A 25,497-nucleotide genomic window follows, 5' to 3' on the forward strand; every position below is an offset into this window, starting at 1 on the left:
GCGCGGCGGCTGGCTGCCGGTGGTTGATGTACCCACCTGGCAAGGGCCAACAGCCGTTTTTCGCGGTTGTTATGGCCGCAGTATCGCACAGCGGGCGACCGCGCAAAAAAAGCGGGCTGCCAGCCCTGCATGGCCGGCAGCCCCAACACCTTGGAGATCGGAAAGCCCGGGGACCGTGCTCAGAAGCTGTGGCGCAGGCCCACGTCGAAACCGCTGGAACTGCCGTTGGCCGCCGGGCTGCCCGCGCCCTGGGTGACCGTGGCGAAGGCGCCGCCGCGGTTGTTCAGGCGTGCGTAGGTGGTGTAGACCGCCGTGCGCTTGGACAGGTGGTGCACATAGCCCAGCGCCAGCTTGCGCGCCCGGTTGTCGGCGGCGGCAAACTCCTGCCGGTACTGCGAGTACGACACCCGCACCTCGCCCGCGCCCACGGGCACCAGCGCGCCCAGCAGCCAGCCATGCCCGTCGGCCGCCAGCGCGGGGCCGCCCGCCACGGCGCTGGCAGAGCCCTTGTCGCTGGTGACCTGGCCCATGAGCCGCGCCACGCCCAGGTCCCACTGCGCGCCGATGTTGGCCTGCCGGATATCGCCCAGCGCCCCTGCGCGCTGCGTGCGGCCCAGGGCCAGCGCCACGTTCACCGGCCCGCTGGCGTACCCGAAGCGTGCCCCGGTGCCCGTGCCATCGCTGGCCGTGCCGCCCGCGGCGTTGCTCGCGTTCTCGCCGCGGTAGTGCATCACCTGGCCGTAGAAGCCGCCCAGGTTGCCCGGCAGCAGGTAGCCGATGCTGTTGGAGGCGCGCGCCGCGGTGAACGGCGCACCCGTGACGATGCTGCCGAAGGTGAGCGTGGCGCCCACGCCCACATTGCCGTAGGGATCGAAGATCGTGAGGTTCCAGAACTGCGGGGTGTAGTCGCGGCCCAGGCGCACCTCGCCCCAGGGGCCGGCCAGGCTCACGGTGGAGCGGCGGTTGAAGGTCAGGCCCTGCCCGCCCGCCGCTGCCGGGGCTGCCCCCGAGGCCTGGTTGTTGCTGTTGGTGGCCAGGCCGGTGCCGTCGTCGTTGTTCAGCCCGGCTTCGAGCCAGAACGATGCGGACAGGCCGCCGCCCAGGTCTTCCACGCCGCGAAAGCCCAGGCGCGAATTGCTGAAGCCCGAATTGGTCAGCCGGCTCACGCTGGCGCCGCCCGCATTCGAGATGTGCTGCAGCGTGGCATCGACCACGCCGAACAGGGTCACGGACGATTGCGCCGCTGCCGTACCGGCCACGGCCCATACGGCCAACAGGGTTGCTGTCTTCTTCATGGTGTTGTCTCCATCCATCCAGTGGGTTTGCTTGGTTTCTTGCTTGCTTCAGGCATGCGGCGGCCGGGCGCCGGGCGAGCCGGGCACCAGGAATTGCATGCAGGAACTGCTGGCCCCCGCCGCCGGCGGACTGCCGGCGGTCAAGGGACTGTCGTGGTCAGGGTGCGGCCGGCGGGCGGCCGCGACGGGCTCAGAACATGCCGTTGGGGTTGGCAGCGGTCTCGGGCACGGGCTGCATCACATCCCAGTGCTCGACGATCTTTCCCTGGTGCACGCGGAAGATGTCCACCAGGGCCATGCCCCGGTCCTCGGGTCCGCCGCGCTGCGCGTGCGAGTGCAGCACCACCAGGTCGCCCTGGGCCACCACGCGCTTGACGGTGGAGCGAGCCTGCGGTGCGCTGCGCTGCAGCTCGCGCACAAAGCCCTGCAGCGGTGCCAGGCCCGTGGGCACGCGCGGGTTGTGCTGGATGTAGTCCGCCGCCACATAGCGGGCCGCGGCATCGGCGTTCTTGCCGTTGAGCACCACCTCGTAGAACTCCAGCACGAGTTTTGTGTTGGCCTGTTCCACCGATGGTGCCGACGCGCCCGGCCCTTGCGATGAGCAGCCCACCACCAACAGGGCCGCAGCCCACAACGCAAACAGTTTCTTCATGGTCGATTTCCTTTCTTTCGGCATGGCATCAAAAACGGGGGTATGCATCGGCTTTCACGACCTGGTTGCGCAGCGTGCCCAGGCCCTCGATCTCGGCCTCCACCACATCGCCCACCTGCAGCAGGCGCTCGGGGAACTTGCGGTGAAAGCCCGCACCACCGCCGGGCGTGCCGGTGGTGATCACGTCCCCACACTCCAGCCCCAGCCGGGACCAGTACGCAAAGATCTGGCCGCAGCTGAACAGCATGCTGCGCGTGGAATCGTCTTGCCGCACCTGGCCGTTGACGCGCAGGCCGATGCGCAGGTTGCCGGGGTCGGCGATCTCGTCGCGCGTCACCAAAAACGGCCCCATGGGGCAGGCCGACTCGAAGTTCTTGCCCGCGAACACGATGCCCGAGGCCTTCTCCGCAAGGATCACATCGCGCATGCTCAGGTCGTTGACGATGGTGAAGCCGGCCACGCAGTCGAGCCAGTCCTCGGCCGCCACGTCGCGGCAGTTGCGGCCCACCACCATGGACAGCTCGACCTCGTAGTCCAGCTCCTGGCCGAAGCCGGGGTAGACGATGGGCTGGTCACAGCCCACCACGGCGGTCGACATCTTGAGAAAGGCCGGCGGGTAGCTGGGCAGCTCGGTGATGGCGCCGGTATCGCGCCCCTCGTCGATGTGGGCACGGTAGTTGGCCCCGATGGCCACCACCTTGCCGGGCCGCGGTATCGGCGCCAGCAGGGTCACACTGCTGCGCCCATGCAGCAGGCCGCACTCCAGCAGCTCCTGCACGCTGCCCGGGCCCCGGCCCAGCCAGCGCCGGGTCTGGTCATGGGCGCGCTGGCAGGCGGCCATGGCCGTGGCACCGCCCGCCAGCAGGCTCTTCATGTCGTGCGTGATGAGCGCCGTGGCCGTGGCAGCCGCACCGGGCTCGCGGTCGATCTGCGACAGCACCTGGGCATAGGCGCGCACGGCATCGATCAGGTAGGCGCCGCCCGCATGCTCCAGGTAGATGCCGATGCGCGGCTCGCGCCGGCCGGCGGGGAGGTAGGTGGCCAGTTTCATGGGAGTGCAATCCTGTTGTCGTGTTCGATCTGCCGCACGATGCGCACCGCGCGCTCGCGCGCCGCGGTCTGGTCCAGCGTGGCGCCGATGCGGGCGCAGGCGGCTTCGGAGATGCGTGGCCCCGCCACCGCGACGGAGGTGACGCCCGCGACATCCAGCAGTGCGGGCTCCACCGTGCCGGCCGTGGTCACGGGGCGGTAGTCGCAGCCCGCGCACATGCCGGTGTAGCGCACGGTGACGCGGCCATCACCGGCCACGCCGACAAGCTCGATCTCGCCCGCATGCGAGCGCACCAGCACGTTGACCGAGGCGATGCGCGCCTGCAGGGCCTGGGGGTCGATGGCGGCGGCCATGTCAGCGCCCCAGGGCATCGAGCTCGGCCCGCTTGGCCGCGATGTCCACGCCCATCAGGCGCGCGAAGTTTTCGCCCAGGATGGCGCGCCGGTCTTCGTGCGTGATCTGCGGGTAACCGTAGCCGTCGCGCAGGTCGTCCGGAATCTGCATGCCCATGAAGGCATCCAGATACGGCTTGGGGCCGCCGGCCAGCGCCGCCTCGGAGCCCCATAGCAGCTTGCCCGCCCCGCCCACCTGCAGCAGCCGCCCGATGTGGTGCTGCACGCGGCGCGGCGCGATGCGGTACATCGCCATGTACCCCGCCAGCGACAGGTAGACGTTGGGAAAGCGCGCGGTGATGGACACCATTTCGTCGAAGTACGGCAGCGCGAAGTGGTGCACGATGAAATCCATGTCTGCAAAGTCGCGCATGGGCGCCTGCAGGTCGATGGGGCTCAGGTACTCCATGTTCTGCAGGCCGTGCGGGTTGCCCTTGTGGAACTGGACCACCTTGATACCGAGCTCCCGCGCACGCTCGTACAGCGGGTAGGCGATCTTCTCGTTGTCGCAGCGCCAGCACTGGCGCGTGTCCACATGGCCGTTGTAGAACTTGAGCGAGCGCGCGCCCAGCTCCTTGACCTGGTACTCCATCTGCTCCAGCGCTGCGGAGAGACCCTGGTAGGCCGGGTCCACGCCGCCGCACAGCAGCACGCGATCAGGGTGGGCCTTGGCCATCGCATGCTGCGATTGCACGGGCGCATACCAGTCCTTGAACCAGTCGAACATGGGCACCACCTGGGCCATGGCCATGTCGGTGGGGGCCTTCTGGAACACCAGGTCGTACATGTCCTCCACGCCCCAGCGGCGGCCCCAGTCGAAGGCCTTGTCCTCGTGCAGGGGGTAACCGGTCCAGCGCAGCCGGGCGACCTCATCCAGCGTGTGGTCGCGCGCACCCTGCGCGTCGGCCACGTCCTGGCGCACGTTGGCGTTGGACAGGTCGTACAGGTGGATGACGTTGTCGAAAATGAAGCAGTCTTCAATCATGGGGCACTCTTGGGGGCAGGGGGAATCAGTCGGGCTTGACGCCGGTGCGGCGCACCAGGGCCGCCAGGCGCGTGGTGTCTTCCTGCACACGCTGCTGGAACTGCTCGGGCGTGGTGTGGATGGGCACGAAGCCCAGCTCGGCCGAACGCGTCCTGAACTGCTCGGTGGAGATGATCTGGTCGATCTCGCGCGCCAGGCGGCCCACGATGGCCTTGCTCACCCCGGCCGGCGCGAACACGCCGAACCAGACCTTGAGCTCGTCCACCAGGTCCACGCCCTGCTCCTTGGCCGTGGGCGTCTTGGGCAGCAGGGCATAGCGCTGCGTGCCCGACACCGCCAGCGCCCGCACGCGGCCCGCCTTGTCCAGCGGTACGGCGTCGAAGCCCGAGGTGATGATGGTCGTGACCTGGCCGCCCAGCAGGTCCTGGATCGCCGGGGCCGTGCCCTTGTAGGGGATGTGCGTGAACTCCACACCCGAGCCGCTGGCCAGCAGTGCGCCCATGATGTGCGAGGCCGAGCCCGAGCCGGGCGTGCCATAGGTCACCGAGCCGGGCTTGTCGGCCGCCATCTTCACCAGGTCCTTGTAGCTCTTGGCGGGCGAGTCGGCGCGCACCAGCAGCACCAGCGGCATCTCGGCCACGATGGCGATGGGCAGCAGGTCCTTCTGCGGGTCGTAGCCCAGCCTGGCGTGGTAGTTGGGCGCCAGCGCCACGGCATCGCTGCTGCCCACGCCGAGCGAATAGCCATCGGCCTCGGCCTTGCTCAGCAGGTTCAGGCCGATGGTGCCCCCGGCGCCCGCGCGGTAGTCGAAGTACAGCGGCTGGCCCAGCCGCGCGGCCAGTGGCTCGGTCACCAGGCGGAACACCGCATCCCCGCCGCCGCCCGCCGCATAGGGCACCACCAGCCGCACGGGCTTGGTGGGATAGGCCTTGCCATCCGGGGCCTGCGCCCAGCTGCCAGACAGCGCCGCCAGGCCGATGGCCAGGCCCGCCACGCGAATCACCAGTTTCATCGCTCGTCTCCTTGAGGGGTTCGTGCCCCGTTCTGCGCTCACGCCAATTGGTTCGACATAAAACTAGTTTAGGTGTGATATCGTTCGACGTCAAACCAATTTGCCCTGGGGTTTACCCGTGGCATCGAACCTTCACCCCCAGAACCGGCAACCCATGAGCACCAGCCCCGCCCCCCAGGATGCAGACACCCCCGACAGCGACGGCAAGGGCGCGATGCGCATGGGCATCCTGCCCAGCCTGGTGGGCCGGCAGCTGCGCCTGGCCTACCTGCGCACCTTCAAGGACTTTGCGATGGCGGTGGAGGGCACCAGCCTGAGCCCGGGCAGCTTCGAGATCCTGGAGCTGCTCAGCTGCAACCCGGGCCTGAGCCACTCGCGCCTGGCCAGCGCCATCGGGCTGGAAAAATCCAGCCTGGTGCCGGCCATTGCGCGGCTGGAGGAGATGGCCCTGGTCAAGCGCAAGCAGTCCGCCACGGACAAGCGCTCCAACGAGCTGCGCATCACCCCCAAGGGCGAGCGCGTGCTGGCCGAGCTGCGCAGCTACGTGGTGCAGCGCGAGTCGGAGATCACCGAGGGCATGGCGCGCGCCGAGGTGGACACGCTCAACCGGCTGCTGGCGAAGATGGCGGGGATCAACGGCTAGGGGCGACCCAGGGGCGCGGGCCGCAGCAGACACATTGCACGGCCCTCTTTTCATGGGAAGCATCGGGCGCCAGGTCCACAATACGGGGCCTGCAACCACCCTGCCCCCCGTGCCCAACTTCTACCTGCTCTTTGGCGTGATCGCCGTGGCCGCTGCCATCCTGTGGGCCTCCCGCCAGGGCAGGCCATCCGAAACATCCACCCCCAAAGACAGCCGCAGGCCCGCCGACGCCAGGCCAGCGCACCCCATGGCCTGGATCGTCTTCGCGGTGGTGGGCGCTGTGCTGCTGGCAGCAGGGGTTGTGCTGGGCTTCTCGCCCGGAGAACCGAGCGGCGGCGGCGGCAAGGGCGGCGCCCTGCTCGCCTACGCCGCCTACTGGCTTTTGGGCGACTATGGCCCAGCCATCACCTTGCTGGCCATGGGGGCGGCGAGCCTGTACCAGGCCTACCGGCTGCTGCGGGGCGATTGAGCAGCCGTCGCCGCTACTCGCGCGTGGCGATGTCCCGCCGCACCCGCTTGAGGTGGCACTCCACGTAGAACGCCGCGGCGTCCTCGTCGCCGGTGACGATGGCCTCGTAGATCAGCCGGTGCTCGGCCACGTACAGCTGGATGCGTTCGGGGTCGTAGATGCCGTCGTCGCGCAGCCGGTTCCACAGCGGCTGCTCCATGCTCTTGGCCACCTCGTCGGCGATCTTCACCATCAGCGCGTCGCCGGTCATGAAGGCCAGTTGGCGGTGGAACAGCCGGTCGCACTCGGACCACAGCGCCTGCTGGGCGGGGTCGGTGATGTCCTTGACCGCCGCCATGCGCTGCAGGTGGCCCTCGGCCACGGGGTCGCGCCGCGCGCGGCGGGCCGCCAGGCGGGCGATGGCCGGCTCGATCAGCAGGCGCACTTCCAGCGTGCTGGTGGGGCTGAAGTCGGCATCGGCCTGCGCGGGTGCCAGGGGCGCGGCCGGCACCTGCTCGGTGACATAGGTGCCCGAGCCATGGCGCGTGGCCACCAGGCCCTCGTTCTGCAGCGCGCCAATGGCTTCGCGCACCGCAGGGCGGCTCACCTTGAGGCGGGCGGCCAGCTCCCGCTCTGCCGGCAGGCGCGTGCCGGGCAGGTAGACCCCCGCCACGATGGCGTTGCGGACCTGCTCGGCCACCTGCTCGTACACCTGCTTGGGGCGAAAGCCCGCGGAGGGCTCGAGATCTCTGTGCATGGGCCGGGTGCCTGTCGTTCGATGGGGTGGGCACAGTGTAGGCGACACAGGTTGCCTTCGTGACCACTTTTCGCCGATATCGGCAAAACATGCGGAAAATTCAACCACTTTGGACAATTCAACTATCCAATCTTCGCAAACACGGCTACTATCGCGCCTTCTGGCAACCACCTCAGGCGCACTCCCGGCAAAGTGGTCACCGGTGTGACCAGATTCTGGCACCCGCCCGCCCCCAATCCTCCACCCATCGCCCGCAACATGAACACCGCCCCCACCCTGCATGGCCCGCAGCAGACCGCTGCCTTGCTGCCCTTTGCCGCGCTGGTCGATGCCATCGCCGCCGCTGCGCTGCAGTACGCCGACGGCGGCATCGCCAGCCCCGAACGCATGGTCGTGCCGCTGGGCGATGGCGGGGTCATGCTGAGCATGCCTGCCACCGCAGCGGACATCGCCATCCACAAGCTGGTCAACGTGCAGCCCGCGAACGCGGCGCTGGGGCTGCCCACCATCCACGGCATGGTCACCGTGTGCGATGCCGCCACGGGCCGGCCCCTGTGCCTGCTCGACGGCCCCGAGCTCACGGGCCGGCGCACGGCCGCCGTGTCGCTGCTGGCCCTGCGCACCCTGCTGGGCGCGGCCCCGCGCGAGGTGCTGCTCTATGGCACGGGCGTGCAGGCGCGGCACCACCTGAGCGCGCTCCAGGCCCTGCACCCCGGCTGCAAGCTCTGGCTGCGCGGGCGCAACGCCGGCCAGGTGCAGCGCCTGTGCGATGAGTTCGGCGCGGCGCCCTGCCCTGCAGAAATCCCTGACACCGTGGACGCGGTGCTCACCCTGACCACGGCCACCGAGCCGGTGTACGACGAAGCCCCCCGGCCCGGCCGCGCGGTGGTGGGCGTGGGCGCCTTCAAGCCCGGCATGGCCGAGATCGGCAAGACCACGCTGGACGGCAGCGCCCTGTATGCCGACGACCCCGCAGGCGCACGCCACGAGGCCGGCGACCTGCTGCGCGCGGGCATCGACTGGGCGCGCGTGCAGTCGCTCGCCACCCTGCTGCGGGGCGGGCATGACGCCCGCCGCCCGGCGGTTTTCAAGAGCGTGGGCACGGGCGCCTGGGACCTGGCCGCCGCACGCATCGCACTCCAGAACCTCTGAAAGCACCCACAGCATGCAGATCACCCGCACCATCAGCACCGTCGAAGTGCACACCGGCGGCGAGCCGTTTCGCATCGTCACCTCGGGCCTGCCCCGGCTGCCCGGCCACTCCATCGTGGAGCGCCGCGCCTGGCTGCGCGAGAACGCCGACGACATCCGCCAGGCGCTGATGTTCGAGCCGCGCGGCCATGCCGACATGTACGGCGGCTACCTCACGCCGCCCATCTCGCCCGAGGCCGACTTCGGCGTCATCTTTTTGCACAACGAGGGCTACAGCGACCACTGCGGCCATGGCGTGATCGCGCTGGCCACGGCGGCGGTGGAGCTGGGCTGGGTGCAGCGCACCGAGCCGGAGACGCGCGTGGGCATCGACGCGCCCTGCGGCTTCATCGAGGCCTTCGTGCAATGGGACGGCGCGCACGCCAACGGCGTGCGCTTCGTCAACGTGCCCTCGTTCATCTACCGGCGCGACGTGACGGTGCAGACGCCCAGCTTCGGCGCGGTGACGGGCGACATCGCCTACGGTGGCGCCTTCTACTTCTACACCAGCGGCGAGCCGCATGGCCTGGCCATCCGCGAGTCGGACATCGAGCGCCTCAAGCAGTTCGGCGCCGAGGTCAAGATCGCCGCCAACCTGGCCTTCCCGGTGGTGCACCCCGACATCCCGGAAATCAACCACATCTACGGTACCATCATCGACGGCGCACCGCGCCACCCGGGCTCCACCCAGGCCAACTGCTGCGTCTTCGCGGACCGCGAGATCGACCGCTCACCCACCGGCTCGGGCACGGGCGGGCGCGTGGCCCAGCTGTACCTGCGTGGCCAGCTCGGCCAGGCCGGTGTGCTGGTCAACGAGTCCGTCATCGGCACCGTGTTCAGCGCCCGCGTGCTGCACGAAACCCGTGTCGGCGACTTCGACGCCGTGGTGCCCGAGGTCTCGGGCTCGGCCTACATCTGCGGCTTCGGCACCTGGGTGCTGGATGCACGCGATCCGCTCAAGAACGGCTTTCTCGTGCGCTGACGCGCCAGCCATTCCCATCCACCCTTTTTTCATTTCTTCATTCAGGACATTTCCATGAACAAGCTTGCTTTGGGCCTGGCCCTCGCCGCCCTGGGTTGCACCGCCGTGGGCGCCCACGCACAGGAGCGCATCCGCATCGGCTTCATGAGCCCCGTCACCGGGCCGCAGGCCGCCAACGGTGGTGACAACCGCGACGGCGCACGCCTGGCCATCAAGGAGCTGAACGCCCGCGGCGTCAAGCTCGCGGGCAAGCCCGTGGTCTTCGAGCTCGACATCAACGACGACGTGGCCGACCCCAAGCAGGGCGTGCAGGTGGCCCAGACCCTGGCCGACAAGAAGGTGAAGTTCCTCCTCGGGCCCTACAACTCGGGCGTGGCCATGCCCGCATCGCGCGTGCTGGCCGAGGCCAATGTGGTCACCCTCACGGTGGCGTCCAACCCCAAGATCACCGAACAGGGCCATGCCAACCTGTTTCGCATCGGCGCCAGCGACAACCAGCTGGGCACCAAGATGGCAACCTATGCCGCGCAGGACCTGAAGGTCAAGACCGTGGCCGTGATCGACGACCGCACGGCCTACGGCCAGGGCGTGGCGCGCGAGTTCAGCGAACAGGCCAAGCGCCTGGGCCTGAAGATCGTGGCCAGCGAGTTCACCACCGACAAGGCCACGGACTTCAGCTCCATCCTGACCAACATCCGCGGTGCCAAGCCCGATGCCGTGTTCTACGGCGGCTACTCGCCCCAGGGCGGCCCGCTGCTCAAGCAGATGCGCGCGCTGGGCATCGCTGCCCCGCTGCTGGGCGGCGACGGCATCTGCTCGTCCGAGACGGCCACCCTGTCGCAGATCGCGGGCGACCTGAACACCTTCTGCACCCAGGGCGGCTCCATGCTGGACAAGAGCGACAAGGGCCAGAAGTTCGCCGAGCGCTACCGCGCCGAGTACAAGCGCGACCCGCTGACCTACGCCGCCGCCTTCTACGACGGCATGCACCTGCTGGCCAACGCCATCGAGTCCACCCAGTCCACCGACGCGAAGAAGATCATCGACTTCATCGCCGCCGGCAAGTACGCGGGCGTCACCGGAGAATTCGCCTACGACGCCAAGCACGACCTGAAGTCGTCGGCCGTGACGGTCTACACCTTCAAGGGCAAGGACGTGGTGCCGCTCAAGAGCCTGTGATGGGGCATCGCGGGCGCGCTGAGCCGCCCGCTGGCGGCAGCGGGCTCACTCCAGCGCCGCTGACAGAAACTCCGCCGTCGCCCGCACGCGCGCCGTGCGCTGCAGGTCGGGGTGCATCACCAGCCAGACCTCGTGGTCGTGCGCACGGCGGCGCTCGGGCCAGATGCGCACCAGGCCTTCGCGCTCGCCCAGGTGCACCGGCATCTCGCCCAGGCCGATGCCGGCCGCCACGGCCTTGCGCACCAGCAGGCCCGAATTGACCGCCATGGCGATGCGGGCCTGGCGCGCGGGCACCTCGGCGGCGGTGGGAAAGGGCCGCTGCTCCAGCGCGGGGCCGTAAACCACCAGGTGGTGGCCGCGCAGTTCCTCCTCCGGCACGGGTGCGCCGAAGCGCGCGAGGTAGGCCGTGCTGGCGAACAGGCCCACGGGCCAGGCCACCACGCGGCGCACCACCAGGTCGGGCGACTCGGGCCGCACATTGCGAAACGCGATGTCGGCCTGGCGGCGGCCCAGGCTCAGCACCTGGGGCGACATCTCCAGGTCCACGCGGATACCGGGCCAGCGCTGCTGCAGGCGTTCAATGGCGGGCAGCAGGAAGTCGATGGCAATCGAATCCGAGCAGGTCACACGCACCAGCCCCGCATGGCTCTCGTCCTGCCCCTCGATGCGCGTGCGCAGGTCGGTGGCCGCAGCCTCCATGCGCCGCGCGGCACCGAGGGCCGCCTCGCCCGCGGCGGTGAGCTGGTAGCCGCCCTTGGCGCGCAGGAACAGCGTGGTGCCCAGCTCGGCCTCCAGCGCCTGCAGGCGCCGGCCCACGGTGGCCTGGTCCACGCCCAGGCTGCGCGCTGCAGCGCGCAGCGAGGGTGCGCGGGTCAGGGCCAGAAAGATGCGCGTGTCGTCCCAGTTCATGCGATGCAATTTTGCATCACTGTGGCGCATAAGTGCTGCATTTCACAGGCGGCTTTCCACCCTAAGCTGTAGGCCATTCTGGACAACTACTCCCCAAGGACCCCCCATGCAAGCCATAGTGTTCGATGAATTCGGCGGCCCCGAGGTGCTCGTGGCCCGCGACATCCCCCGCCCCGGGCTGCGCCCGCATGACCTGCTGGTGCACAACGCCGCCATCGGCGTGAACCGTGCCGACCTGTCGCACCGCAAGGGCGCCTACGGCCGCGCCTACTTCGGCGACTCGGACCTCATGGGCCTGGAGGTGGCCGGCACCGTGGCCGAGGTGGGCCCCGAGGTGCAGGGCTTTGCCATGGGCGACCGGGTCATGGGCATCGTGGGTGGCGGCGCGTACGCCGAGTACTCGCGCATCGACCACCGCATGGCCATGCACGTGCCGCAGAGCCTGTCGCTGCTGCAGGCCGGCGCCGTGGCCGAGGTCTTCGTCACCGCGCACGAGGCCATGTTCCACCTGGCGCGGCTGCAGGCCGGCGAATCGGTGCTCATCCATGCCGCCGCGGGCGGCGTGGGCTCGGCCGCCGTGCAGCTGGCCCACGCCGCCGGGGCGCGCGTGTTCGCCACCGCCAGCGCCGATAAGCGCGATGCCGTGCGGGGCTTTGGCGCCGACCGGTTCATCGACTACCGCAGCGAGGACTTCGAGGCCGTGGTGGCCGAGCAGACCGGCGGCAAGGGCGTGGACGTGGTGATCGACTTCATCGGTGCGCCCTACCTCGCGCGCAATGTGCGCTCGCTCGCCGTGGGCGGGCGCATGACCGTGGTGGGCCTGCTCGGCGGCGCCATCGACAGCGCGCAACTGCCCATCGACCTGCTGCTCTACCGCCACCTGCAGATCTACGGCACGGTGATGAAGTCGCGCCCGCCCGAGGTCAAGCAGGCAATGACCCAGCGCTTTGCAGAGCGCTGGCTGGGCGCGCTGGCCGACGGCACGCTGCGCCCGGTGATCGACAGCAGCTACCCGCTGGCCGATGCGGCCAGCGCGCACCGGCGCATGGAGACCGGGGCGAGTGTGGGCAAGATTCTGCTGGTGCCAGAAGGCATGGCCGCGCAGTGACGCCATTCGACTGCCGAGCCCCGAGGCAAGGGCGTTAGACTGGCCCGATGGCACGCCTCCAGTCCTGTCTCACCATCGCCCTGCTCGCTGGCGCAACCCAGGCCATCGCCTGCCCGCCCCCTGCGACCTTCACGCCCTGGCCCGAGCAGGTGGCCCAGGCGTATGCTCAGTCGCAGGCCGTCTATATTGCGCAGGCAGTGCGCACGCAGGCCGGCCCCCAGCAGGACGGCTACGGCACCGTGCGCGTGTTCCTCAAGCCGTTGCAGTTCTTCAAGGGCGGCCCTGCCCACGCCCTGCCCTACATCGACAAGGCAGGCCATACCTGCGACCAGCGACCGGTGCCCACCGAGCGCGGCAAGGTGCTGGTGTTCGCCTCGGCCCAGGGCGAACTGCTGCGTGCCATACCGGAGCAGGACAAGGACAATCCGCCGAAGCAGCCACCGCCCTACGCGTCGGCGCTGCGGCAGGTGCAGAGACTGAGCCAGGCAGGAAAGAACTGAGGCCGTCAGCGCATCACCAACCCACCATCCACCAACAGCACCTGCCCCGTCATGAACCCGGCCCAGTCCGATGCCAGAAACAGCACCGGCCCGGCCACATCCTCGGGCCGGGCGATGCGGCGCAGCGGCGTGGCCGCCATCAGCGATTCGCGAAAGGACTCCTGCGTGGCCTCGCTGGCCTGCGTGGGGTAGACCAGCCCGGGCGCCACGCAATTCACGCGGATGCCCAGGGGCCCGAGCTCCGTGGCCAGGTTGCGGCTGAAGGCCACCAGCGAGGCCTTGGCCGTGGTGTAGTCGTGGTAGGCCACGACCGGGTGCTCGACCAGGTTGCTCACGATGTTCACGATGGCGCCCTGCGCGCGCTGGCGCATCTGCGGCAGCACCGCGCGGCAGACGTGGAAGGCGCCGCCCACGGCGCCATCGAACTGCGCCTGGTAGTCGCTCCACTGCAGATCGTCGAACAGCGTGCGGCGCCGGGGGTCGAAGGCGTAGGGCTTGAAGGCATTGTTCACCACGATGTCGATGGGCCCCAGCTCGCGCGCCACCGCATCGACCATGGCCTGCACGGCGGGCGCAGAGCCCACATCGGCCTTGACGGCCCAGGCATCGCCACCGGCGGCCTGGCAGGCCGCCACGGTGGCGGCGGCAGCCGCATCGTTGGAGAGGTGGTTGATGGCAACCGTCGCGCCCTCCCGCGCGAACGCGGTGGCAATCGCGGCACCGATGCCGCGGCTGGCGCCCGTGACCAGCACCACCTTGCCCTGGAACTTCATGTTAAGCCCCCTTACGCAGGCAGCAGGCTGGTGTCGACCACGTCGGCCACCTTGATCTGGCGCTGCACCAGGCCCAGCGCGCGGTAGGCGTCGGCGGCCTTCTGCAGGGAGGCGAGGTCGAAGGCGCCCAACTTGGCGCCCGCAGCCGCGGGGAGCGACGAGGCATTGCGCAGGCGGATCACCTCCAGGTTGATGTCGCGCTGCGTGCCGTCGATGGCGTGCTTGACGGCCAGGGTCGCGGCCTCCTCGGGGTTGGCGATCATCCAGGCGGCACTGTCGCGGTAGCCCTTGAGGAAGGCGCGGAGCAGTTCCTTCTTCTCCTGGTAGCTCTCCTGGCGCACCACGAACAGGTCGCTCGACACGTTGAGGTGGTCGCGCACCTGCATCACGTTGACCTCGCCCAGGCCCTTGCGCTGGCCCACCACCAGGCCGGTGTCGGTGGCGGCCGTGGCGTCGACCTGGCCCTGCAGCAGCGGTGCGAAGTTGAGCAGGCCGGTGACGACGATGGTCACGTCCGATTCCTTGAGCCCCGCCTGGTGCAGCATCACCAAAAGGTTCTGGCGCGTGCCGCTGGCCAGGCTGTACACGCCAATCTTCTTGCCCTTGAGGTCCGCAGGCTTGTGGATGTTGGCGGACTTGAGCGAGACCACGTTGAACACGTTCTGCGGGTAGATGTCGTAGATGGCCGTGAGCTTCTCGCCCTTGTCCAGCGCCGTGAAGAAGGAGCCGGGGTCGGTGAAGGCCACGTCGGCCTGGCCGGCGAGCAGGTTGCGGATGGCGTCGCCGCCGCCCGCGCCGGGCACGTAGCCCAGCTCCACGCCCTGGGCCTTGAAGAAGCCCTTGTCGGGCTCGGCCAGCAGGTTGGTGATCTCGCTGATGGGCTTGCTCCAGCCGCCCACCGTGATCTTGCCCTTGGCCTGCGCAGAGGCCAGTCCGGCAAAGGGCAAGGCCACCAGGCCTGCGGAGGCGCCGAGCACGGTGCGGCGGGAAATGGTCAGAGAGCGGGCAGAGGTGTTCATGGCAGTCAAGGGTTGTCGAGGTAAGGGGTGAGCAGCCAGCGCTCCAAGAGCAGCGTGGCCTGGTAGAGCACCAGCCCGATAAGGGCGATGAGAAAGAGCGCGGCGAACATCAGGGCGGTGTCCATCATTCCCTGCGAGGCAATGACCACAGCGCCCAGCCCGTGGCTGGCGCCGATGAATTCGCCCACGACGGCGCCAACCAGGGCCAGCACCACGGCCATGCGCAGGCCCGCCAGGATGGGCGGCAGCGCCACGGGCAGCTTGAGCCGCAGCAGCGTCTGCCCGCGCGTGGCGCCCAGCATGCGGAACAGCTGCAGGCGCTGCGGGTCCACATGCCTGAGGCCGGTCAGCGTGTTCTCCATCAGCGGGAAAAAGCAGATCAGCGCCGTGATCAGCGCCGTGGGCACGATGCCAAAGCCGAACCACAGCACGAACAGGGGCGCCAGCGCGAGCTTGGGCACCACCTGGCTGACCACCACATAGGGCCGGAACACGCGCTCGAGCAGCACCGATTCGGCCAGCGCCACGCCCACCAGCAGGCCGGCCACAGCGCCGCCCGCCAGCCCCAGGAACAGTGCCGCCAGCGTGGCCCGCAGATGGGGCCAGAAATAACCGGTGGATACGCCATTCCACAGCGCCGCGGCCACGGCCGACGGCGCGGGCAGCACCAGGGCCGACAGCCCGGAGCGGCGCACGGTGAACTCCCACGCCGCCAGCAGAACCAGCAGCAGCGCGCCGGAGAGGAGCCGCGTTTGCACGCTCGTCAGCTTCATGCGGCGACCCCATCCATGCTTCTGCGCACCCAGCCGCACAAGCGGTTGAACGGCAGCTCCTCGCGCATGGCCTGCTGGCGCGGGCCGGGCAGGTCGATGCGGATGTCGTCCACGATGCGGCCGGCATGCATCACCGCGATGCGGTCGCCCAGGTACACGGCCTCGTGGATGTCGTGCGTGACGAACAGCACCGTGGTGCCACGCTGGCGGCAGGTGCGCAGCAGGTCGTCCTGCAGCTCGGCCCGGGTGATGGCGTCGAGCGCGGCAAAGGGCTCGTCGAGCAGCAGCAGCGCGGGCTCCAGCACCAGGGCACGCGCCAGCGCCACGCGGCTTTGCTGCCCGCCGGACAGTTGCCGCGGGTAGTGCTGGGCATGCGTGGCCAGGCCCAGTTGGTCGAGCAGCGCCTTTGCCCGCTCCACATCCGTTGCACCTGGGCGGCGCTGCAGCGACACAGGCAGCAGCACATTGTCGAGAGCGCTTTTCCAATCGAGCAGCGTCGGCGCCTGGAACATGAAGCCCAGTTGCGGCCCGGGGGCCAGCAGCCCGCGCCCCTGCAGCAGCACGCGGCCCGACTGCGGGCGCAGCAGGCCGGCCGCCAGCTGCAGCAGCGTGGTCTTGCCGCAGCCGCTGCGGCCCACCAGGCAATGGATCTCACCAGCCTGCATGTGCCAGTCGATGCCATCCACCACGGGCGCGCGGCCCGGGTAGGTGAACACCACCTGCTCCATCGAGAGAAAGCCCATTTCAGTCGGCATAGGGTGCCAGCGGCTCAGCGGCCAGTTCGGCGGAGTTTTCGATCTCGACCATGCGCACCAGGTCGAGCAGGTTGAAGCGGCCATCGTGGTGCCAGCCTGCCTCGGGCATGCTCATGGAACCGATGGCACTGATGCGTGTGACGCCCGCGGCGCCCAGCAGCCCGGCCAGGCGGAACAGCTCTTCAGGTGCGGCGGCCACGCCGGCGGTCTGCAGAAAGCGGCTGTGTGGCGCCACCAGGGGCACCACCTCATCGAGCGCATCCACGGCCACCACCTGGATGGTGCGCTGCGTGGCGGTGGGCGCCAGGGCTTGGTGCGTTTCGCTGTAGGCCACGCTCCACGCGGCCTGGGGCGAGCCGATGAGTTGATCAGCAGATTCAGCCGACGAGGCAGAAAGTGCCTTCCATTCCACACCCTGCTGCCACCGGGCCACTGCAGTGGAATCCTCTACATCCAGAGGCCGACGCGGAAAGCGCCGCTGCAGGTTGGCCAGCTCGCCCGCCAGGTAGTTGGCAAACACGCGGGGCGACACCGCCCCGCCGCGCTGCACATAGAACACATGGGGCGAATAGCAGCCCTGCTGGTCGTAGCGCATCACATCCCACGCGGCCAGCCGCGCCAGCGCGGGCGCCTTCTGCGTATCGAGTGCGCTGGCGCTGACCACGCCAAAGCCCAGCTTGTGCCCGTGGGGCAAAAAGCGCGTGGTCACCGGCAGGCGCCGGCGGATCGCGTCCAGCGCCTCGTTGCCGCCATAGGCCAGCACCGTATCGGCCTGGGCATAGAGGGCCGAGGCGCCCTCGTCGCCGGCACCGCGCCACCAGACCACGGCAAAGCAATCGGCGATGGGCGGGTGCACCTCGGCCAGCAGGCGCGCGAACCAGCCCGCGAACAGCGGCTCGGCACTGGGCAGCTTGCCGATGTTGCCGGCCTTGACCAAGAGGCCGCAGACCAGGCTCCACAGCGCCAGCGCGGGCACGTTGCCGGCCCAGTTGTGCACCAGCAGGTCGGGGCCAAAGGCGCGCACCGCGCCGCCCTTGGGCGTGGGCTGAAAGCCGTCGAGGACCTGGGGGTTGGCGAAATCCTCCGCCACAAAGCGACGCAGCTGCGCCGCGCGAAAGGTCTTGAAGAAGCCCGTGAGCCCCAGGCGCACCATGTCCTGGTCATAGCCGCTGACCAGGGGCAGAAACGCCTCGGCCTGCTGGCGGCAGGGGTCGCTCCTGTCCAGCAGGCGGGCGATGGCCTGGTCGATGACGGCAATGATCTCGGACACCGGCATGGTCTTGAGGTGCAGGGCGCTGGCCTGCCGCACGCGCGCTGCCAGCGCATCCATCTGCGCGGCGGACAGCACCGGCACTTCGACCTCGAGCGCCTGGCCGCTCTGCGCAAAGCGCAGCACCTGCCATTCGACCTCGGCAGCAGCCAGCCCCGGCAGGTAACCTGCCTGGATGCGCGGAATGCTCATGCCGCTGTGGCCCGCGCAAATTCCTCGACCGCGAGCGAGCAGCCCTTGGCCTCCACGCCCTCGGCGCGGCCCAGCAGCAGAAAGCCGCCCTCGGCGTTGAGGCCCACGTCCTCGGTCAGGATGGTGGTGACCGCATTGAAGTTGGCCAGGTCGCAATGCACCAGGATGCCGCGCTCGCCCGCGGGCACCGTGCGCCCCGTGACCGGGTCCACCAGGCGCGAGCGGATCCAGTGCGGGCCCGACTTGACCGAGGGCACCACTGCATTGCCATCGTCGTAGAACTGCGTGCTCAGCTCCGTCATGCCGTACATGTTGATGCAGTGCGAGCGCGGCACGCCCAGCGCCTGCGACAGTTCGTTGTAGAAGGCATCGAGCGGCAGCTCGCGCGACTGGCCCTTGTAGCCGCCCGTATCCAGGATGCGGCTGCCCGGCGGCAGCTGGAAAGTGCGGCCCTGCTGGCGCAGTGCGTCGATCACGTGCACGAAGCTGAAGCTTGCGCCCAGCAGCGCATAGGGCTCACCACTGCGCTCGGCCGCCTCCAGGGCCGCCCACAGCCCGTCGAGGTCGATGCCCTGCGGTGTGACGAAGGTCTGGCTGGCTTGCGTGCCGAACGCCGACTTGGCCAGGTCCAGGTAATGCGCCAGCGAGGAGTTGGGCATGGCCACCTCGTCGGGGAACAGAATGCCCATGGGCATGCGCTCCGTGCCGCGCATGAAGCGCCGCGCGAAATTGCGGGTCATCGACAGGTCGTACACATCGAGCAGCGGGTGGAAATGCTGCCCGCGCATGCTGCCGCCGCGCGTGGTGCCGCTGGTCATGAAGATGCGGTCGCCCGCGGCCGGCGGCTCGCAGCGCAGCGGCAGGGCCTTGAAGGCGTCGATGGGTACGGCGGGAATGTCCGCCCACGACTTCACGTTGCGCGTGGTGATGCCGCGCAGCCGGCAAAAACTCTGGAACGGCGCATTGGCCGCGAACTGGTGCGCAAACAGGCGCAGGGCCATCTCGTCGAACTGTGCGTCCGTGCAGCCATCCTCCATCGCAATGAAGGCGAGCAGGTCCGCCACCAGCGGTGTGGCCTTGTCCATGGGCATCCTTTGGGTCTCTCTGTGACTGGATGCTCCGAGGCCACCCGCTCCATCGCAGGGACAGCGCAGCAAGGCGCGCCCGTGAGGGGGGTGAAAGCTCTTCTTCCGCCGGAATTACCCGGTTCAAGTTCTCGGGTGTGGATCTCAGCACGTGCGTGCACCCCGGAGCGTAGGCTTCATTTTAACCCGCTGCTGAAAACCGGGCTGTTCGAGGCCAGGGCGTATTCTTCCAGCGCAGAAGATTTTTCCAGATCCTGTCGATTCCCGGTCGCCCGCTTCGTCGTGAAGGCATGGACCAACCAACCCCAAGGACTGCACCATGAAATACCTCGGCCTTGCCTACTTCGCCCCTGAAAAATTCGCCGCCATGGCGCCCGCCGACGTGCAGGCCCTGGTAAGCCAGTGCCCCGCCCTGGACGAGAAGATGCGCGCCACCGGCAAGGTGCTGGTGTCCGCCTCGCTGGGCGACGCCAAGGACTGGGTCAGCCTGCGCCCGCGCGCCGGCAAGCCGCAGATCAGCGACGGCCCCTATACCGAATCCAAGGAGATGGTGGGCGGCCTGTTCATCATCGACGCCGACAGCCGCGAGGAGGCCGTGCGCCTGGCGTCCATGCACCCCGCGGCCACACTGGGCGAGGCGGGTGGCTGGGGCGTGGAGCTGATCCCCATGGACTTCTTCCTGCAGCCGAATGTGCAACAATGAGAACAATTCCCATTTAAATACCGCCAGCGGCCCCGCCCAGACGGCCGGACGCAGGCCCGTGCCTGGCCTGGCCCCCTGTGCTTACCCGCTACTACCGCGAGCTCCTGAACTTTCTGACCGGCAAGGTGGCCGACCGCGCGACGGCGGCCGACCTGGCACAGGAAAGCTATGCCCGGGTGCTGGCCGCAGAATCTGGCGGCAGCAAGGCGGCAGACCCGCGCGCCCTGCTCTACCAGACCGCCAGGAACCTGGTGGTGGACCACTACCGCCACCAGGGCGTGCGCGCCAGCGTGGGCATGGCTGGCGGCGATGCGCAGCCGGCCGAGGTGGATGCACAGCTGGGCCCCGCCGGCCTGGAGCCCGAGGCGGCCCTGGCCTCCAAGCAGGGCGTCGCGGCCCTGGTGGCCGCCATCGGCGCCCTGCCCCCGCGCTGCCGCGAGGCCTTTCTGCTGCACCGTTTCGAAGGGCTGAGCTATGCACAGATCGCGGCGCAGATGGGCATTTCCGTCAAAATGGTCGAGCAGCACCTGAAGAACGCGCTGGACGCCTGCGAACGCAGCCGCCGCGCCCACGAGGGCATGCCGCCAGCGCCCACCGGGCCGGGCGGGAAGAAGCCCCCCCGAACCCGGTCGCGCCATGGCTGATGCCGCTGGCGCACCGACCCCGGCCCGAGCCTAGGGTTTCCGGCCCGTCGCACGTCTACCCCGAAGAACGCAGAAAGCACCCCCATCCCGATGCCGCCCCCCACGCCGCGCCCACCACCCGTTGACGAGACGCCGTCCGCGCGCCTGCGCGACGAAGCGCTCGGTTGGTTCGTGCGCCAGCGCAATGCGGACTTTGGTGCCCAGGAGCAGCAGGCGCTGGCGCAGTGGCTGGCGGCCGACCCACAGCACCGCAGCGCCCTGGCCCATTGGCAGAACGAATGGCAGGCCTTCAGCGACATTCCCCCCGAGACAGTGGCCCTGCTGCGCGCCAATGTGGACTTCGACGTGGCCATGCAGGCTGCCAGCGCCCAGGGCGCACCCGCCGCAGCCACCGCACCACCTCAGGGTATCGGCACCGGTGTATCGCGCCGCCGCTGGCTGGCACCGGCCGCAGCGGCCTGCCTGGTGGTGGCCGCGGGAGGGGTGGGCTGGAACCACTGGCGCGCGCAGCCTGTCTGGACGCAAAGCCACGCCACCCAGCGCGGGCAGCAACTGGAGGTGACGCTGGCCGATGCCACGCGCATCCGGCTGGACACCGCGACCCGCATCGAGGTCCGCTACTACCGCGACCGGCGCGAGGTGCGCCTGCTTGGCGGCCAGGCCTTGTTCACCGTGCAGCCCGATGCAGCCAAGCCCTTTCACGTGCAGGCCGGGCCCGCACGCGTCACCGTGGTGGGCACGCGCTTTGCAGTGCGCCACACGCCCGACATCGCCGGGGCCGAGGCCGTGCAGGTCGCCGTGGAGGAAGGCCGGGTGCGCCTGCAGGCCAGCGCCACACCCGCCAGCGGGCCAGGGGCCGGGGCCATGGTCGAGCTCACGGCAGGCCAGCAGGCAACCGCCAGCGCCGATGGCCAGCTCTCGGCCGCCACGGCCGTGTCCGCCGCGGGCGTGGCGCCATGGACCGGCCAGCGCGTGCGCTTTGACGACATCCGGCTCGACCGCGCGCTGGCCGAGCTGGGCCGCTACCGCGACACCCGGCTGGTGGTGCGCGACCCCGCCGTGGCCGCGCTGCGCATCACCGGGGTGTTCGACCCGGCCGATATGGCCACCTTCCGCCGCCTGCTGCCGCTGTCGCTGCCGGTGCAGGTGCGCGAGGCCGATGGGGGCGTGGCCGAGATCGTGGCGCGCCCGTCCGGCCGTTGAGCGGGGGCCGCTGCAGGCACCAAAAAAAAGTTTTCATCGGCACCTAGGGTAGTTCGATGCACGTCCGTCTTCCAGCGGACCACAGCAATACCAAAGGACTCTGATGATGACGCGCCCCTTCACGCGGCCCGCCCCCCTGGCCATGGCCCTGGCCCTGGCATTTCCGGCCGCACCGGCACTGGCCCAGGCCGGCGCCCCGGCACGCAGCGATGCAGCCGTGCAGCAGCAACAGGTGTTCAACCTGGCGGCCCAGCCACTGGGCCAGGCACTCAGCGCCTGGGCCCTGCAGACGCGCATGCAGCTCATCGTGCAGCCGGGCCTGGTGGCCGGCAAGACCGCGCCGGCCGTGGCGGGCAGCCTGACGCCACGCCAGGCGCTGGAGCGGCTGCTCGCGGGCAGCGGGCTCGAATCGAGCTTCGACGGCCAATCGGCCGTGGTGCATGCCGCCCACGGCAACCACTCCGGCGGGCCGCTGCCGGCCGTCACGGTGCGTGCCGAAGCCGAGGCCGATGGCAGCAGCGCCGCCGGCTACCGCGCACGGCGCGCCAGCACCGCCGGCTTTGCGGCGCAGGACACGCTGGACACACCGTTCTCGGTCACCGTGCTGTCCTCGGAGCTGTTCACCAACCAGAAGATCGACAACATCAGTGGCCTGGACCGCCTGGATGCGAGCATCACCTCGTCGGGCGCCAGCCCGGCCTGGTATGGCTCGCCCATGATCCGCGGGCTGGGGCTCGATAACTGGAGCAACTTCCGCTACAACGGGATGATCTTCATCAACCAGCAGGTGACCGGGCTGGAGAACAAGGAGCGCGTGGAAGTGCTCAAGGGCCTGTCGGCGCTGCAAGGCGGCTTTGCCGCGCCCGGCGGGTTGATCAACTACGTCACCAAGCGGCCCGCGGCCACGCCGGTGAACGATGTGCACCTGTCGGCCAACCAGTACGGCCAGGCCAAGGTGCATGCCGACCTGAGCCGCCGCACCGACGACGGGCGCCTGGGCCTGCGCGTGAACGCGGCGCTGGAGGGCGAGCGCTCCTACGTGCGCGAGGTCACGGGCCATCGCCGCTTCCTCTCGGCTGCGGTGGACTGGCGCCTCACACCCGACACGCTGGTGCAGCTCGACCTGGAGCACGAGACGCACGACCAGACGCTGCAGCCCGTGCTGCGCCCCAACGTGAACCGCGGCCTGCCCACGAACATCGACCCGCGCCGCTTTCTGGGCCAGCCCTGGGCCAGCTTTCCGACCGAGTCGACGGTCGCCAGCGCCAAGGTGGAGCACTGGCTGAACGAGCGCTGGTCGCTGGTGGGCGACCTGCACTGGATGGAACTGAACCGCGACCAGGACGCGCTGGCGCTGGGCAACATCCAGCCCAATGGCGATGCCACGCTCACGCAGAACGTGTTTGCCAACCAGCGCCGCCAGCCCACCACGCTGCGCGCCATGGTGCAGGGAAAATTCCACACCGGCAGCGTGGGCCACGAGCTGGCGCTGGGCGTGCAGTCGTACCGCTTCAAGCGGCATGAGAGCGCGGGCGCAAGCCGCGTGCTGGGCACCACCAGCCTGTACAACCCCGTGGCGTTTGCCGACCCGGGCCTGACCGTGGGCCCCGCGCGCCTGACCACCGAGGCCCAGGAGCGCAGCCTGTTCGGGCAGGACATTCTCTCGCTGGGCGATGCCTGGAAGCTGCACCTGGGCGGCCGCTACGCCACCCGCCAGCAGACCGACTACAGCAGCGCCACGGGGGTGCAAAGCGGCACGCCCTACGACAAGAGCGTGTTCACCCCCCACATTGCCCTGGTGCACAAGCCGCGCCCCAACCTGTCGGTCTATGCCGGCTACGTGGAAGGGCTGGAACAGGGCGGCACCGCCCCGCTGGGCACGGCCAACGCCAACCAGCAACTCAAGCCGCGCGTGAGCAAGCAGATCGAACTGGGCGTCAAGGCCGACCTGTCGGCCGACCTGAGCGCCAGCGCGGCGCTGTTCCAGATCCACCGCACGGCCGAGTACACCAACACCGGCAACACCTACGTGCAGGACGGGCTGCAGCGCAACCTGGGGCTGGAGTTCTCGCTGACCGGCCGGGTGTCGAAAGAATGGACGCTGGTGGCCAGCGCCATGCTGCTGGACGCCGAACTCCAGCGCACCGGCGACCGCAGCACCGAGGGCAAGCAGCCCATGAACACGCCCAAGCAACGCTTCACCGCGGTGGCCGAGTACGCCCCTGCGCAACTGCCGGGCTGGACCTTTGCGGGCAATTGGTCGTACTCGGGCAAGCGCCAGACCAACGACGCCAACACCGGAGAGGTCGCCCCGGCCTACAACACCTTCGGCCTGGGCACCCGCTACGCCACCCGCATCGCCGGCACGCCCGCCACGTTTCGCCTGAACATCGACAACCTGTTCAACAAGCGCTACTGGGACATCGCGCAGGCCTTCTCGCTGCTGCCGGGCGCGCCGCGCACGGTGAGTGCGGGGGTGAGCCTGCAGTTTTGAGGGGTGGTGTGCACGGGCATGCTGGCGCGCAGCGCTCTGCATCGAACAGGCACCTGGAAGAGCATCTGTGGGCCAACCGCTCCGTCCTCGACAGCTTGCCGGCCCGAGCGAGCGAGCTGGCGGCATGTGCCCCGGTGGCCTCAGTGCCGCGGCGGCCGGGCCAGCCCCAGGTGCTCGCGCAGCGTGCTGCCGGTGTACTCGGTGCGGAACAGCCCGCGGCGCTGCAGAAGGGGCACCACGCCGTCGACAAAATCCTGCAGCCCGTCGGGCAGCACATCGGGCATCAGGTTGAAGCCATCGGCCGCGCCGCTCGCAAACCAGTGCGCCAGATCGTCCGCGATCTGCTCGGGCGTGCCTACCACGACGCGGTGCCCGCCCCCACCCGCCAGACGCCGCACCAGCTCACGCACGGTGAGCTTGTCGCGCCGGCCGGCCGACAGCGTGGCGTGGAAGAAGGTGTGGTTGCCGTTGCCACCCGCGGGCAGCTCGATGTGGTCGGGCAGGGGCTGGTCGGCGTGCAGCCGGTCGGGCGCAATGCCCAGGATGCCGGCCAGCCGCGTCACGTTGTACTCCCAGGGGATCAGGTCCACCAGTTCGTCGCGCCGGCGCACGGCCTCGGCCTCGGTGGCGCCGACGATGGTGGTCAGGCCGGGCAACACCTTGAGCGAGCCCGCCGGCCGGCCCGCGGCGCGCACGGCGGCGCGCAACTTGTTCGCATAGGCCAGTGATTCCTCCAGCGTGGTCGATGCGGTGAACACCGCCTCGGCATGCTCGGCCGCCAGTTGCAGGCCATCGGCCGAGCCGCCGGCCTGCACCAGCACCGGGTGGCCCTGGGCGCTGCGCGGCAGGGTCAGCGCACCGTGCACGGCGAAGTGGCTGCCCTGGTGCAGGATGGGGTGCACCTTGGCGGCATCCACGAACTGGCCGGTGGCCTTGTCGGCCACCAGGGCATCGTCCTCCCAGCTGTTCCACAGGCGCTTGACCACGGTGGCGAACTCGCCCGCGCGCGCATAGCGCTGCTGGTGGTCGGGCACCTCCTGGCGGCCGAAGTTGCGCGCCGAGGCCAGGTCGGCCGTGGTCACCATGTTCCAGCCGGCGCGCCCTGCGCTCACATGGTCCACCGAGGCAAAGCGCCGCGCGATGTTGTAGGGCTCGTTGTAGCTGGTGGAGGCCGTGGCGATCAGCCCGATGCGCGAGGTCGCCGCTGCCATGCTGGCCAGCAGGATGGTGGGCTCGATGGCGGTGATGGGCCGCAGGTGGATCTGGTCGGCGATGGCCGCGTTGTCGGCCAGGAACACCGCATCGAACTTGGCGGCCTCGGCGATCTGCGCCACGCGGGTGTAGTGGTGCACATCGATGAAGGCACCGGGGTCGCTGCCCGGCAGGCGCCAGGCCGAGGGCACAAAGCCCGAGTGCAGGATGTTGACGTTCAGGTGCAGCTGGCGCGGCGGGGTGGCGGTGGTCATGGCGCGTTTGGCAGGC

General features: G+C 69.6%; 26 protein-coding genes and 1 riboswitch. Of the genes, 11 read left to right on the forward strand and 15 right to left on the reverse strand.

What is annotated here, in order from left to right; translation table 11 throughout:
• Positions 1 to 179: 179 nt before the first annotated feature.
• The 6 genes from HNP48_RS29210 to HNP48_RS29235 all read right to left on the reverse strand — a co-directional run bounded on the left by HNP48_RS29210 (position 180) and on the right by HNP48_RS29235 (position 5,387).
• On the reverse strand, positions 180 to 1,295 hold the full coding sequence (locus tag HNP48_RS29210) for a porin (RefSeq protein WP_184863926.1): 1,116 nt from the start codon (positions 1,293 to 1,295) through the stop codon (positions 180 to 182).
• Between the two features lie 190 nt (positions 1,296 to 1,485).
• Positions 1,486 to 1,947 (reverse strand): nuclear transport factor 2 family protein, encoded by a 462-nt coding sequence (locus HNP48_RS29215; protein WP_184863928.1) that lies wholly within the window; start codon positions 1,945 to 1,947, stop codon positions 1,486 to 1,488.
• Positions 1,948 to 1,975: 28 nt separating this feature from the next.
• Positions 1,976 to 2,998: a fumarylacetoacetate hydrolase family protein gene (locus HNP48_RS29220; RefSeq protein ID WP_184863930.1), complete on the reverse strand. Its 1,023-nt coding sequence runs from the start codon at positions 2,996 to 2,998 to the stop codon at positions 1,976 to 1,978.
• Positions 2,995 to 3,369: a NifU family protein gene (locus HNP48_RS29225; protein ID WP_184863932.1), complete on the reverse strand. Its 375-nt coding sequence runs from the start codon at positions 3,367 to 3,369 to the stop codon at positions 2,995 to 2,997. The genes HNP48_RS29220 and HNP48_RS29225 overlap by 4 nt, the downstream gene beginning before the upstream one ends.
• A complete protein-coding gene (locus HNP48_RS29230; protein WP_184863934.1) occupies positions 3,353 to 4,375 on the reverse strand; it encodes an amidohydrolase family protein in 1,023 nt (340 codons plus the stop codon). The genes HNP48_RS29225 and HNP48_RS29230 overlap by 17 nt, the downstream gene beginning before the upstream one ends.
• 25 nt (positions 4,376 to 4,400) lie before the next feature.
• A complete protein-coding gene (locus HNP48_RS29235) occupies positions 4,401 to 5,387 on the reverse strand; it encodes a tripartite tricarboxylate transporter substrate binding protein (protein WP_184863936.1) in 987 nt (328 codons plus the stop codon).
• Positions 5,388 to 5,541: 154 nt separating this feature from the next.
• On the opposite strand from HNP48_RS29235, the gene HNP48_RS29240 reads away from it, so the two are divergent.
• Together HNP48_RS29240 and HNP48_RS29245 are read left to right on the forward strand one after the other, a co-directional pair.
• Complete coding sequence (locus HNP48_RS29240; protein ID WP_184863938.1) at positions 5,542 to 6,030, forward strand: MarR family winged helix-turn-helix transcriptional regulator; 489 nt, start codon at positions 5,542 to 5,544, stop codon at positions 6,028 to 6,030.
• 109 nt (positions 6,031 to 6,139) lie between these two features.
• Positions 6,140 to 6,499, forward strand: a complete 360-nt coding sequence (locus tag HNP48_RS29245; protein WP_184863941.1) for a hypothetical protein — start codon at positions 6,140 to 6,142, stop codon at positions 6,497 to 6,499.
• A 13-nt stretch (positions 6,500 to 6,512) separates the two neighbouring features.
• On the opposite strand, the gene HNP48_RS29250 is transcribed toward HNP48_RS29245, so the two are convergent.
• Complete coding sequence (locus HNP48_RS29250) at positions 6,513 to 7,235, reverse strand: FadR/GntR family transcriptional regulator (RefSeq protein WP_184863943.1); 723 nt, start codon at positions 7,233 to 7,235, stop codon at positions 6,513 to 6,515.
• 258 nt (positions 7,236 to 7,493) lie between these two features.
• Between HNP48_RS29250 and lhpI the strand changes: the two genes are divergently transcribed.
• Genes lhpI through HNP48_RS29265 form a run of 3 tightly spaced genes read left to right on the forward strand, consistent with a single transcriptional unit; the run spans position 7,494 to position 10,587 of the window.
• A complete protein-coding gene (gene lhpI / locus HNP48_RS29255) occupies positions 7,494 to 8,387 on the forward strand; it encodes a bifunctional Delta(1)-pyrroline-2-carboxylate/Delta(1)-piperideine-2-carboxylate reductase (RefSeq protein ID WP_184863945.1) in 894 nt (297 codons plus the stop codon).
• A gap of 13 nt (positions 8,388 to 8,400) precedes the next feature.
• Positions 8,401 to 9,408 (forward strand): trans-3-hydroxy-L-proline dehydratase, encoded by a 1,008-nt coding sequence (gene lhpH / locus HNP48_RS29260; RefSeq protein ID WP_184863947.1) that lies wholly within the window; start codon positions 8,401 to 8,403, stop codon positions 9,406 to 9,408.
• 54 nt (positions 9,409 to 9,462) lie between these two features.
• Positions 9,463 to 10,587 (forward strand): branched-chain amino acid ABC transporter substrate-binding protein, encoded by a 1,125-nt coding sequence (locus HNP48_RS29265; protein ID WP_184863949.1) that lies wholly within the window; start codon positions 9,463 to 9,465, stop codon positions 10,585 to 10,587.
• A 45-nt stretch (positions 10,588 to 10,632) separates the two neighbouring features.
• Here the strand turns inward: HNP48_RS29265 and HNP48_RS29270 are convergent, their stop codons facing one another.
• Complete coding sequence (locus HNP48_RS29270; protein WP_184863951.1) at positions 10,633 to 11,496, reverse strand: LysR family transcriptional regulator; 864 nt, start codon at positions 11,494 to 11,496, stop codon at positions 10,633 to 10,635.
• Positions 11,497 to 11,602: 106 nt separating this feature from the next.
• On the opposite strand from HNP48_RS29270, the gene HNP48_RS29275 reads away from it, so the two are divergent.
• Both HNP48_RS29275 and HNP48_RS29280 read left to right on the forward strand, forming a co-directional pair.
• Complete coding sequence (locus HNP48_RS29275; protein WP_184863953.1) at positions 11,603 to 12,604, forward strand: NAD(P)H-quinone oxidoreductase; 1,002 nt, start codon at positions 11,603 to 11,605, stop codon at positions 12,602 to 12,604.
• Positions 12,605 to 12,651: 47 nt separating this feature from the next.
• A complete protein-coding gene (locus tag HNP48_RS29280; RefSeq protein ID WP_184863955.1) occupies positions 12,652 to 13,104 on the forward strand; it encodes a hypothetical protein in 453 nt (150 codons plus the stop codon).
• A 5-nt stretch (positions 13,105 to 13,109) separates the two neighbouring features.
• Here HNP48_RS29280 and HNP48_RS29285 read toward each other — a convergent pair whose 3' ends face one another.
• The 6 genes from HNP48_RS29285 to HNP48_RS29310 are packed head-to-tail and all read right to left on the reverse strand — an operon-like array spanning position 13,110 to position 18,971.
• Positions 13,110 to 13,877: an SDR family oxidoreductase gene (locus HNP48_RS29285; protein WP_184863957.1), complete on the reverse strand. Its 768-nt coding sequence runs from the start codon at positions 13,875 to 13,877 to the stop codon at positions 13,110 to 13,112.
• Between the two features lie 11 nt (positions 13,878 to 13,888).
• Entirely contained in the window at positions 13,889 to 14,896 is a 1,008-nt protein-coding gene (locus tag HNP48_RS29290; protein WP_184863959.1) for an ABC transporter substrate-binding protein, read from the reverse strand.
• 5 nt (positions 14,897 to 14,901) lie between these two features.
• Positions 14,902 to 15,669, reverse strand: a complete 768-nt coding sequence (locus tag HNP48_RS29295; protein ID WP_184863961.1) for an ABC transporter permease — start codon at positions 15,667 to 15,669, stop codon at positions 14,902 to 14,904.
• A complete protein-coding gene (locus HNP48_RS29300; RefSeq protein WP_260420424.1) occupies positions 15,666 to 16,424 on the reverse strand; it encodes an ABC transporter ATP-binding protein in 759 nt (252 codons plus the stop codon). The genes HNP48_RS29295 and HNP48_RS29300 overlap by 4 nt, the downstream gene beginning before the upstream one ends.
• Complete coding sequence (locus tag HNP48_RS29305; protein ID WP_184863963.1) at positions 16,414 to 17,886, reverse strand: acyl-CoA reductase; 1,473 nt, start codon at positions 17,884 to 17,886, stop codon at positions 16,414 to 16,416. The genes HNP48_RS29300 and HNP48_RS29305 overlap by 11 nt, the downstream gene beginning before the upstream one ends.
• Positions 17,883 to 18,971, reverse strand: coding sequence for a long-chain fatty acid--CoA ligase (locus HNP48_RS29310; protein ID WP_184863965.1), 1,089 nt, complete (start codon positions 18,969 to 18,971; stop codon positions 17,883 to 17,885). Before HNP48_RS29310 ends, HNP48_RS29305 begins: the two co-directional genes overlap by 4 nt.
• An 83-nt stretch (positions 18,972 to 19,054) precedes the next feature.
• A riboswitch (TPP riboswitch) is annotated at positions 19,055 to 19,146 on the reverse strand.
• Positions 19,147 to 19,290: 144 nt separating this feature from the next.
• Here HNP48_RS29310 and HNP48_RS29315 point away from each other — a divergent pair.
• The 4 genes from HNP48_RS29315 (at position 19,291) to HNP48_RS29330 (ending at position 24,015) form a co-directional block, all read left to right on the forward strand.
• Entirely contained in the window at positions 19,291 to 19,674 is a 384-nt protein-coding gene (locus HNP48_RS29315; RefSeq protein WP_184863967.1) for a YciI family protein, read from the forward strand.
• A gap of 77 nt (positions 19,675 to 19,751) precedes the next feature.
• A complete protein-coding gene (locus tag HNP48_RS29320; protein WP_184863968.1) occupies positions 19,752 to 20,318 on the forward strand; it encodes an RNA polymerase sigma factor in 567 nt (188 codons plus the stop codon).
• A 90-nt stretch (positions 20,319 to 20,408) separates the two neighbouring features.
• Entirely contained in the window at positions 20,409 to 21,521 is a 1,113-nt protein-coding gene (locus HNP48_RS29325; RefSeq protein WP_184863970.1) for a FecR domain-containing protein, read from the forward strand.
• A 106-nt stretch (positions 21,522 to 21,627) separates the two neighbouring features.
• On the forward strand, positions 21,628 to 24,015 hold the full coding sequence (locus HNP48_RS29330) for a TonB-dependent receptor (RefSeq protein ID WP_221480393.1): 2,388 nt from the start codon (positions 21,628 to 21,630) through the stop codon (positions 24,013 to 24,015).
• A gap of 140 nt (positions 24,016 to 24,155) precedes the next feature.
• Here HNP48_RS29330 and HNP48_RS29335 read toward each other — a convergent pair whose 3' ends face one another.
• Positions 24,156 to 25,481, reverse strand: a complete 1,326-nt coding sequence (locus tag HNP48_RS29335; protein WP_184863974.1) for an LLM class flavin-dependent oxidoreductase — start codon at positions 25,479 to 25,481, stop codon at positions 24,156 to 24,158.
• Positions 25,482 to 25,497: the final 16 nt, after the last annotated feature.

The sequence above is a fragment of the Acidovorax soli genome, assembly GCF_014207955.1.
Lineage (GTDB): Bacteria > Pseudomonadota > Gammaproteobacteria > Burkholderiales > Burkholderiaceae_C > Acidovorax > Acidovorax soli_A.